The 9,669-nt window shown below is 74.5% G+C and carries 8 protein-coding genes and 2 pseudogenes; 3 read left to right on the top strand and 7 right to left on the bottom strand.

Annotated elements, in window-relative coordinates:
• Together ACFVXK_RS33840 and ACFVXK_RS33835 are read right to left on the bottom strand one after the other, a co-directional pair.
• Positions 1 to 920 (bottom strand): helix-turn-helix domain-containing protein (locus ACFVXK_RS33840; protein WP_389619591.1); only part of this gene is annotated, 920 nt, incomplete at its 3' end.
• 102 nt (positions 921 to 1,022) lie between these two features.
• Entirely contained in the window at positions 1,023 to 3,722 is a 2,700-nt protein-coding gene (locus ACFVXK_RS33835; RefSeq protein ID WP_389619588.1) for an AAA family ATPase, read from the bottom strand.
• A 442-nt stretch (positions 3,723 to 4,164) separates the two neighbouring features.
• On the opposite strand from ACFVXK_RS33835, the gene ACFVXK_RS33830 reads away from it, so the two are divergent.
• Positions 4,165 to 5,487 (top strand): hypothetical protein, encoded by a 1,323-nt coding sequence (locus ACFVXK_RS33830; RefSeq protein WP_389619585.1) that lies wholly within the window; start codon positions 4,165 to 4,167, stop codon positions 5,485 to 5,487.
• A 440-nt stretch (positions 5,488 to 5,927) separates the two neighbouring features.
• On the opposite strand, the gene ACFVXK_RS33825 is transcribed toward ACFVXK_RS33830, so the two are convergent.
• Together ACFVXK_RS33825 and ACFVXK_RS33820 are read right to left on the bottom strand one after the other, a co-directional pair.
• Entirely contained in the window at positions 5,928 to 6,812 is an 885-nt protein-coding gene (locus ACFVXK_RS33825) for a YhjD/YihY/BrkB family envelope integrity protein (protein ID WP_389619582.1), read from the bottom strand.
• Positions 6,806 to 7,345 carry a hypothetical protein gene (locus ACFVXK_RS33820; protein WP_389619597.1) on the bottom strand — a complete coding sequence of 180 codons (540 nt, stop codon included), beginning with the start codon at positions 7,343 to 7,345 and terminating at the stop codon, positions 6,806 to 6,808. Before ACFVXK_RS33820 ends, ACFVXK_RS33825 begins: the two co-directional genes overlap by 7 nt.
• Before the next feature lie 21 nt (positions 7,346 to 7,366).
• On the opposite strand from ACFVXK_RS33820, the gene ACFVXK_RS33815 reads away from it, so the two are divergent.
• Both ACFVXK_RS33815 and ACFVXK_RS33810 read left to right on the top strand, forming a co-directional pair.
• Positions 7,367 to 7,420 (top strand): hypothetical protein, encoded by a 54-nt coding sequence (locus ACFVXK_RS33815; RefSeq protein ID WP_389619594.1) that lies wholly within the window; start codon positions 7,367 to 7,369, stop codon positions 7,418 to 7,420.
• Between the two features lie 9 nt (positions 7,421 to 7,429).
• Complete coding sequence (locus ACFVXK_RS33810) at positions 7,430 to 7,849, top strand: hypothetical protein (RefSeq protein WP_389619579.1); 420 nt, start codon at positions 7,430 to 7,432, stop codon at positions 7,847 to 7,849.
• Positions 7,850 to 8,170: 321 nt separating this feature from the next.
• On the opposite strand, the gene ACFVXK_RS33805 is transcribed toward ACFVXK_RS33810, so the two are convergent.
• The 3 genes and pseudogenes from ACFVXK_RS33805 to ACFVXK_RS33795 all read right to left on the bottom strand — a co-directional run.
• Positions 8,171 to 8,677, bottom strand: coding sequence for a DUF6624 domain-containing protein (locus tag ACFVXK_RS33805; RefSeq protein ID WP_389619577.1), 507 nt, complete (start codon positions 8,675 to 8,677; stop codon positions 8,171 to 8,173).
• Between the two features lie 124 nt (positions 8,678 to 8,801).
• A pseudogene (locus ACFVXK_RS33800) lies at positions 8,802 to 9,377 on the bottom strand (transposase).
• A 134-nt stretch (positions 9,378 to 9,511) separates the two neighbouring features.
• Positions 9,512 to 9,669 (bottom strand): annotated as a pseudogene (locus tag ACFVXK_RS33795) (TetR/AcrR family transcriptional regulator); the annotation flags it as partial.

Below are 9,669 nucleotides of genomic sequence, written 5' to 3'. Positions count from 1 at the left end.
GTCTGGCCGTTGGCGGCACGGACGGCCCGGCTGATGTGGGTGGGGCTGACTAACCCCCAGCGCGGGGCGACGGCCGCCACGGTCGGCACGGCCCGGGCCGGCCGGGCCAGTTCCCGGCGGCAGCGCTCCAGCCGCTCGCGCAGGATCCAGCGCCCCACCGTCGTGCCCCCGGTGCGGAACAGCTTGTGCAGGTAACGCACCGACATGTGGTGGGCCGCCGCGATGCGCTCCGGGCCCAGGGCGGGGTCGCCCAGGTGGAGCAGGACGTACTCCTGCACACGGGTCAGCATGCCGTGCGCGTGCTCCGGAGCCTGCGGGTCGAGCCGGCCGCCCCGTTCGCGGAACAGGACGGCCAGCAGATCCGAGGTGGTCAGGGCGAGCCGGTGCGCGGTGTCCGGGTCGAAGCCGGCGGCCTGCTCGGCCAGTCGGGCCAGGAACGCCGCCACCAGCGAGGACGTCCCGCAGGCGCCGTCGAACAGGGTGCCGGTGGCGGTGCGCAGATCGGCGTCGGGGAGGCCCAGGCCCGCTTTGGGCACCCGGAAGGCCGTGAAGCGGAAGACGTCGGGCTGCTCGCGCCGGTAGGGCCGGCCGGCGTCCGAGCAGGTGAAGGTGCCGGGCCCGGCGACGGCCTGGCGGCCTTCCTGGGTGAGCCGCGCGCTTCCGCGCTGCTGGAGGGTGACGGTCAGGTACTCCTCGCCGCCCTGGGCGATCCTGCGCGCGCTGCGGTCCACCGTCTGGGGGCCGGCCTCCACCTCCGAGATCTGGAGGGGGCCGAGCCGCCTGCTGGTGATCGTCCCCGCCGAGGGCACCGGTTCGTGCAGCCGGACGTCGAGCGGGATGAAGGTGCCGGACACCAGCTCGTGCCAGTAGTCGGCGCGTTCACCGGGCGGCAGCGCGAGCGTGGACCGTATGACGGGCATGGAGGGCTCCGGGTGTGGTGGGCGTCGTTCTGCTCCCACTCTCGGATCCCCGCGCGCCGCGGCCATCCGTCACATGACGTACGCCGTGGACGCCCGGGCGGCTCAGTCCCCGGGTTCCCGCTCCACCACGTCGCGCAGCTGGCTGCGCGCGGACACGCCCAATGCGGGGAAGACCTGGTAGAGGTGGGTGCCGACGGTGCGGGGGGAGAGGAACAGCCGCTCGCCGATCTCCCGGTTGGTCAGGCCCTGGGCGGCCAGGCGGACGATCCGCTGCCGCTGAGGGGTCAGCGAGCGCAGGGCGCTGTGCGGGGCCGATTCGACGGCGATGCCGGCCGCGCGCAGCTCGGCCTCGGCGCGGGACGCCCACGGGCCGGCCCCGAGCCCCTCGAAGACCTCGCGCGCCTTGGTCAGGGCCGTGCGGGCGTCGGCGATCTGCCGCTGCCGGCGCAGCCATTCGCCGTACTCCAGCCACACCTGGCCCCGTTCGAAGGGCCAGCGCCGGCCCGCCGGGTCCTCCAGGGCCTCCCGGAAGTGCCCTCCCGCGTCGGCCGGAGCGGCGAGCAGCGCCGTGGCACGCAGCAGGACCTGGCGCAGCCGGGCCGACGCCCCGTCGCCGACCTCGGCGCGGACGTGGGCGAGGACGCCACGGGCGTCCTCGGTGCGGCCGGTGAGCGCGGCGGCGGCCGCGAGGTCGGCGACGGCGTAGGGGGACAGGTGGTAGTGCAGCGGTGCCCCCGGTCCGTCGAACAGGGCGCGCAGGTGGCGGTGGGCGGCGGTGTGGTCCCCGAGGGCGGCGGCCGCCAGACCGGCGGCCCGGTGGGCGCGGGCCGCGGTGGCGAGCGCTCCGGTCGGCTCGGTGACGGCCAGGACGGCCGCCGCGTGGCCCAGGGCCGTCTCCGCCTCACCCGTCAGGGCGCACACGGTGGCGAGGGCGGCCAGGGCACGGGCGGGACCGAGGGTGTGCCGGCCCGCCAGGAACGTTTCGGCGAGCCGCTCGACGCCGAGGCGGGCATCGGCCCACCGGCCGCCGTCGAGATGGGCGAAGGCCAGGTCGGCGGCGGTGGTGCCGGCGTGGAAGTCCGCGGCGCCCTCCCACTGCGGGTTGACGAGTTCGCCGAGCAGGCTGATCGAGGTCTCGGTCTCGTCGAGCAGCATGCACAGGACGCCCAGCGTGTGGCGCTCGGTGGGGAGCAGCCCGGGGGAGGCCGTCACGGTGGGCAGCAGGGCGCGGATCGCCGGTCCGTGGACGAACGGGTCCGTGCATCCGGTGTCCCACAGGTGGAACGGGTGGGCGGCCATGCCGTCGTCGCCGGAGCGCGCCGCGAGCATGGGGCGGACCCGCTCCCGCTGCGCGGGAAGGCCCGAGTGGTACGCGATGCCGGTGGCGATCGTGGAGACGCCCGCGTCGATCTGCGCCGAGTCGGGCAGCTCGTCGGGCACCACCAGGGCGAAGGCGCGTTCCATGCGCAGGGTCAGCATGGCGACGAGCCCGCTGAGCGCCGCTATCCAGCGCAGCGCCTCCGGGCCGACCTCCAGGCGGGAGGCCTCGGCGGCGAGGGCTTCGGCCCGCTCCGTGTCACCGGCGACGACGGCCGCGTAGGCCGCGGTCGACAGCAGCCGTGTCCGCTCGGCCGCCACGGGGTGCAGCTGGGCCGCACGTTCGAGCCCGGCGACGGTCTCGGCGACGGCGCCCCGGGCGAGGGCGCGCATGGCGGTGGCCTCCAGCTCGCCCGAGACGGCCGGATCGGGGGCGATCGTGGCGGCGGACAGCTGCCAGGCCCGCCGGTCCGGATCCGCGCCGAGTACGGCCGCGAGCGCCAGGTGGGCGCGGCGCCGCTCGGCGAACGGGGCGGCTCCGTAGACGGCGGAGCGGATCAGCGGGTGGCGGAAGGCGATGCGGTCGGCCTGCAGGCGCACCAGTCCGGCGCGCTCGGCGGGCAGCCACACCTCCGTGTCGGGGCCGGACGGCAGCGCGGCGAGGACGTCGGCCAGGGCGGCGCCCTCGGCGGCGGCGGCGACCACCAGCGCGGCGCGGGTGGCGGCGGGCAGCGCGTCCAGCTGGCCGGCGAAGGTGTGCTCCAGCAGATCGGTGACCGGTACGGGGCCGACGGCGGGGAGGCGCCCGTCGCGGGCGGCGGAACGGGCCAGCTCGACCAGGGCCAGCGGGTTGCCGGCGGCGGTGTCGAGGAGGTGGCGGCGGGCCGCGCCGACGGGGGCGCCCGGCTGCGCGGCGAGGAGCTCCTCCGCCTCGGCGGGCGGCAGCGGGCGCACGACCAGCTCCGGGACGGCCGCGTCCAGCCAGTCAGGGCGGCAGCCCCGGGCGGCGACGACCAGGCCGATCGACTCCCCGTCCAGGCGGCGGCTCAGGAATCCCAGTACCTGGCAGCTGCCGCGGTCGAGCCACTGCGCGTCGTCGACGGCCAGCAGCAGCCGCGCGGTGGAGGCGGCCTGGGACGTGAGGGTGAGCACGGCCAGGCTCATCATCATCAGGTCCGGCGGAGCCGGGTCGTCCCCGAGGCCGAACGCCGCCAGCAGCGCGGCCCGCTGACGGGACGGCAGAGCGCCGGCGTCGTCCAGGAGCGGCAGCAGCAACTGGTGCAGGCCGGCGAAGGCCAGCTCCGACTCGGCGGCGTTCCCCCGTACGCGCAGCACCCGGCAGCCCGCCCGGCCGGCCTCCTCGACGGCGGTGTCCAGGAGCAGGGTCTTGCCCACTCCGGCCTCCCCGAGGAGCAGCACCGACGACGCCGCTCGGGGGGAGAGCGCCTCGGCGATGAACGCCCGTTCTTCCTGACGTCCGATCACCACGGGACTCCTGAAACCTCATTCGTGCGAAACCGCGCCCTCCGCCCGCACCGTCCGGCGACCCGGCGGAGGCCACTGGCCGGAGCATAGTCGCCGCCGCCCCGATGGCGAATTCGTGAAGATCGACGGCGGACGGGGTGCCGTGTGGAAGATCTTCCGGGTGCCGAGGGCCGACACTCCGTGCGCTTCCCGCGGCCGCCGACAGGACGCGGACCACCGGTCGGCGCGCGACGGGATCACGACCGCGGCCGGGCAGGACCAGCCGGCCCGAAGGGGGGCCGCCGGGCGCGCCGCCCGTCAGCCCGGCCCCGAACCCGTGCCCCGCGACCCCCACCCGGCGGAGCCACCCACACCCCACCCTGCGCCATCCGATCGGCCCTCCCGTCTCGCGCGCATCCGCCGGGCGCTGGTTGTCTGAAGCCGGATCCTCAGGAGGCCGGCGATGCCACAGGTCAACCAGCCGCGGGACGACCAGCCGCAGGACGACCGTGCGCAGGACGGGGGACAGGACGAACTGGCCGCGCTGAGGGAGCGCGTGCTCGCGCTGGAGACGGCGGCCGCCGCGCGGCCCCCGCGCCGGCACCGCACGCGTTCCCTCCTGGGCGCCCTCCTGATCGTGCTGGGCTGCGTACTCGCCCCCCTCGGCATCCTTGCCTCCTGGACCTCCGACATCGTCGGGGACAGCGACCGCTACGTCAGCACCGTCGCGTCCCTCGCCTCCGACCCGGACGTACAGGCCGCCGTGGCGAACCGGGTCACCGGCGCGGTCATGGAGCACATCGACCTCCCGGCGCTGCTTGAGGACGCGGCCCCCGACCAGCGCCCGCTGCTGGAAAAGGCGCTGGGAGGGCTCGGCGGCTCGCTCGAGGGGGTGCTGAGCAGCTTCGTCCGGGAGAAGGCGCGGGAGGTCGTGGCCTCGGACGCCTTCGAGACGGTGTGGACGGACGCCAACCGAGCGGTCCACACCTCACTGGTGCGGGCCCTGACCGGAAGCGACGAGGGCGCCGTCCGGATCAGGAACGACGCGGTGACCCTCGACCTCGCCCCGGTGATCGAACAGGTCAAGCAGCGGCTCGTGCAGTCCGGGCTGGGGGTGGCGAAGAAGATCCCGGAGATCCACACCGACTTCACCCTCGTGCAGTCGCAGGACATCGGCCGGGTCCGGACCGGCTTTCGGCTCCTGCAGCTCGCGGGCGCGTGGCTGCCCGTACTCGCCGTCCTCCTCACCGCCGGGGGCGTCCTGCTCCGCGCCCGCCGGCGTCGCGCGCTCGTCGGGGCGGCCCTCGGGTTCGCGGCGGCCGCGCTGGTCCTCGGCACCGCGCTGACGGTCTTCCGGACGGTGTACCTGAACGCCCTGCCCGACACGGTCTCCCAGGCGGCCGCCGGCTCCGTCTACGACGCGATGGTCCACCTGCTGCGGCTGTCCGTGCGCACGGTCGCGGTACTGGGGGTGGTCGTCGCCCTCGCCGCCTGGCTGACGGGGCCGGGCCGCGGGGCCGGTGCGGTCCGGGCGGTGTGGGGTTCCGGCATCACCGCCACGCGGGGCACGGCCGACCGGCTGGGACTGCGTACGGGCCCGGTCGGCCCGTTCGTCCACCGCCACCGCACCTCGATCACCTGGATCCTGGTGGCCGGCGCCGTCGTCGCGTACGTCCTGTGGCCCCATCCGACCGGCTGGGTGGTCGTGGGATGCGCCCTGGCACTTCTCTTCGCCCTCGCGGCGGCGCAGTTCCTCGCCGAGGAGCCCGGACGGGAGGCCGTCTAGGCCGGCACCCCGGCCACCCGGCCGTCGGCGACCTCCTCCGGCAGGGCCCGGTCGAAGACGTCGTCCCCGCCCAAGTACGCGGCGACCGCGATCCGGCCCGCGGAGCGCGCGTGCGCCCGGGTGCAGCGGAACGGCGACTCGTCATCCGCCCTGAGCGGACCGGGGCCTACTCGGCCGGACGGGTGGCCGGCCGCCCCTCGATCACGGCCACCGGACCCCTCCGGCCGGAGGCCGTGAACTCCTCGTGCCCGGACCTCGGCGCATTCTTCGGGGCGGCCTTCCCGCGGGCGGCCCGCTCCTCAGGCGACAGCCAGGGCCCGCCGCCGGCCCCGGCCGCCCCGTCCATCGGAGTCGGGCGAACCTCCTGGCCCGTGGTCCCCGGGCCCTTGCGCTGCCGGCATGCGCTCCGCGCGACGGGAGCCCGCCCGCACGTACGCCGGTCAGGGCGGTCCGCTCCCCGGGGCCCGGACCGGGCTGCCCAGGCGCTCGGCCAGATACGGCTCCTGCGCCAGCACCGCGCCCGCGCTGAGCCCGATCGCGATGGCCACGCACAGCACGATCAGCCAGGACAGCAGCACGAAGACCGAGCCGAACGCGCCGAACTCGCCCAGCACCCGGTTGAGGGCGAGCGGCATGTACAGTCGCGCGCCGAGCGACAGCGCGGTGACGGCCACGGCGCTGAGCAACGCCCCGGGCAGCAGCGGCCGCCAGCCGACCGCACCGCCGAGCAGCAGGTGCTGCGTCCACCACCACGCCGCCGTCTGGAGGAGCAGCGTGAGGGGGACGCCCAGCCACAGCCCCGCGCCGAACCCGTCGCGCACCGGCCCCTGCACCACCAGCAGGCCCGTCCAGACGGCGATCCACACCACCCAGCGCCAGACCGCGACCCGGGCCGCGCCCCGCGGGATCCCCCACGCGCGCCGGCACAGCCGCTGGACCGCCCGGCTCACCGCGGTCGCCGACAGCAGCACCATCACCGACCCCACCACCCCCACCGCGTTCTGCACGTCCTCGTCCGTCCCGGCGAAGAACTCGTCGAGCTCCTCACGGGACTGGCCGCTGAGCCCGAAGAGGGCGCGCAGCGACGAGGTCAGCTGTTCCTGGAGGGCCTCCGGGGCGAGCGAGGCGACGACGAAGAGCAGGGGAACGACGGTCAGGAGGACCTGCGCGGCCACCCGGGTGGCGGAGTCGAAGATGTTCACCGCGATCATGCGCTCCGCCAGATGGGTGATCACGGGGAAGCGGACCTCGCTGCGGTACCGGATCCGCCGCCCGGCCTCCGCCAGCTCCCGCGAGCGGGTCCGCCACCACGATGCCCTCAGCACGCCGCGCACCGCCCTCCTTGGTCCCCGTCCAGGTTGACGGAACCGCCCGGGCACGGCACGTCGACGCAAGGGCCTGACCACGATGACGAACGGGCGCACCCGGACGGCATCGGGGGCCGCGCTGTGACGACGACGGGCGACCGCTCGTAGAACCAGGTGCCCACCGCGGCGGCGCCCGGGTCGGCCCCCGGCTCGCGCAGGGCGTAGAGCACCTTGGCGCCGACCCGCAGGACGGTCTTGCCGTAGGGGAGGTCGGGGTGGCGCTCGCGCATCCTGTGGAAGAACCCCGTCGGGGAGGAGCACTCCTCCTGCGCTGCTTCGGCGTCGTCGAGATACCGCCGGGTTGCGGCGATGACGCGGGTGGCGTCGTCGTCGAGGTCCCTGTTCTTGCGTCCGGCGACGATGCGGCCGGGCGCGAGGGCCTCGACGGTGTCGATGGCGCCCCGCCAGGCGTCGGGACCGCCTCCATCCGACTCGCCGATGTACATGTGGGCGCCGTTGTAGAGCGCGTCCCCGGCGACCGAGGCATCCACGCCACCGGCGTGGCGGCGCTGATGGAGGCCGCACGGGTCTCGCCGCGCACCTTCTACGTGCACTTCCCGACCTAGAACGACCTGGTGGAGGAGTATCTCCGCCGCTTCGAGTCGGAGAAGTCGATCGCGGCCGAGGCGGAGTTGGAGCGGGAGGACCTGCCTCCGGTCCAGCGGCTGCTGGGGGTCTTCGCCCCGGTCGGCGGCGACACGGCGCTGATCCGTGGATGCCCGTTCCACAATGCCGTCATCGAAGGAGTCGTAGGGCTCCCCGAGGTGACCCGCCTCGCGCAGCGGCACAAGCAAGCCTTCCGCGACCGCCTCGCGGCCACGGCCGCCGAAGCCGGAGCGGCCCACCCCGAGACCCTCGCCGGGCAACTCGCCGTGCTCTTCGAGGGCGCCAACGCGCTGGCGGCCTCCTGCAACGACCCGCAGGCGTTCACGGATGCCCGGCGAGCCGCCGAGATGCTGCTGGACATCGCCCTCGGCGCCGCTTCCGGAGACTGAAACGCCCCATCCGGGATCGAAGCCGGTGCCAGGGGCGGCCCCGCGGGGATGAATGGCAGACCGGTCCACGCCTTCCGCATGGCGCCCAGGCCGGCGCCCTCTCCGCCACCACCGAGCAGCGGAACGACCGCGACGAGACGACGGACTGACCGGGGTCGTTGGGGTATCGGGCTTCGGTCCCGCCCAGCCGGTCCGGCCGCACGCCAAGAGCCCGCTGCTCCCGGCCGTGAACCAGGCCCCGTCCGCCGCGCACGGCAGCGCGACCGGGGGCCTGGGCCCGCCGGAGCAAGGGAGGGGGCTGCCGCCGGGTGCCGGGGTGACTCAGGCGATGGAGAACTGAGCGATGTACTCGGCGAACGGTGGGATTCCCACTTCTGCACGGCGCTCGTCCATGAGCTCGGACTCCTCGCAGGGCCACGGGGCCGGCGCGCCGTCCTTCACGCCGGCGATCTGCGTGCCGTGGATCTGCTTCCTCCCTTCGTTCACAAGGGTGCGATCCCGCAGGAAGGCAAGATCTCGCGGGTCGGCGGCACCGTCGGCCACCGCCCGCTCCATCAGCCGCAACGCGCGCCGCTGAACGTCGAGCTGCCGGTCGGCGTGTTGCGCGATCAGCCACGCGGCCCGGGCCGCATCCTCACCGACCAGTTCCGCGGTCGGCCATCCGTGCGCGTCCATGATCTCGCTGAGACGGTCCGCGTGCTGTGCGGTCAAGCGCCGCCAGGCCAACTGCTCCGCCGGGTCTTCGCTGTTCGCGTAGCGCGCGGCCTGGTGATCTGCCGCAACCATCCTGTTGAGCTCCGCAGCCACTGCGGCAATGTCAGATGCCATCCCGACTCCACGTCAGATCGAGGCTCTCGCTGGTCATCCGCAACCTTAGGTGTGCAAATCGCGATAAAATCTCGTCCCGCAGGATGGTGACAGGCGCGTCCGAATCTTGGGAAAGTTGATCTACTCACCGGAGCCAGAGCCGGATCGATGCAACGCTGGCTGTCCCGTAGAAGACGCGAGCGCGCTTGTCGAAGCGCGTCGCAACGGCGCGCAAGTCCTTCAACCGATTGATCGTGTACGCGACTTCATTTCGGCGCCTGTACATCTCCTTGTCGAAGTCGGCGGAATGGCGTGCTTGATCTGGCGTCTGCGCAGGTAGCGGCGAGTTTGCCGGTCAGACCACCTCGGGAGCGTCCGAGTCCCTCGTCAGGGCGGTGCTGCCGAGGCGTTGATCTTTTTTCAGGATCCGCGGTGCTCTGTGCGGAGCCCCGGCCGCGTGCTGGTGAGCTCGGCATGCGGTCGAGTCGACGCTGACCTCGGCGTCGGCCAGCACGGCCTGAAGGACCCTGCCCCAGGTCCCATCCGCGGACCAGCGCCGATGCCGCTCGTAAACCGTCTTCCAGCTCCCGAACCGCTCCAGCAGATCACGCCAGGGCACTCCCGCGCGGACCCGGAACAGCATCCCGCTGATCGCATGCCGGTGGTCGCGCCAACGCCCGCCGCGACCAACGGACTGCGACAGATGCGGCTCAAGCCGCATCCACGCGCCCCTGGTCTGATCTCCCCGCCCCGTGACCAGAGCCGCCCGGATCGTGCTGCGTGGGCCCCTCCGGCAGGGGTTCATCACCGTCCCGAAGGCGGCGACACGTCCGGAGCGCGGCCGGAGGCCCGGGGTCAGCTCCAGCCGGGTCCCGGGGCCCGGTGGAGGGCGATCAGCAGGCGCCAGACCCGTCCCGCGATCTCGGCGGGGGTGGCCTCGATGAGGCCGTGCAGCCAGTCGGCGAGGATCCCGGCGAAGGTCGCGGCCACGGCGGAGGCGATCAGGTCGGCCT

It is taken from the genome of Streptomyces sp. NPDC058157 (assembly GCF_042884105.1).
Taxonomy (GTDB): Bacteria; Actinomycetota; Actinomycetes; order Streptomycetales; family Streptomycetaceae; genus Streptomyces.
The sequence above is the reverse complement of the archived record's forward strand: the minus strand, read 5'-3'. Positions and strand labels throughout refer to the sequence as shown.

Excerpts from the sequence above, each read along its gene's own strand:
- ACFVXK_RS33805 (WP_389619577.1), bottom strand. The coding sequence starts at position 8,677 with ATGGCATCTGACATTGCCGCAGTGGCTGCGGAGCTCAACAGGATGGTT.
- ACFVXK_RS33830 (WP_389619585.1), top strand. The coding sequence starts at position 4,165 with ATGCCACAGGTCAACCAGCCGCGGGACGACCAGCCGCAGGACGACCGT.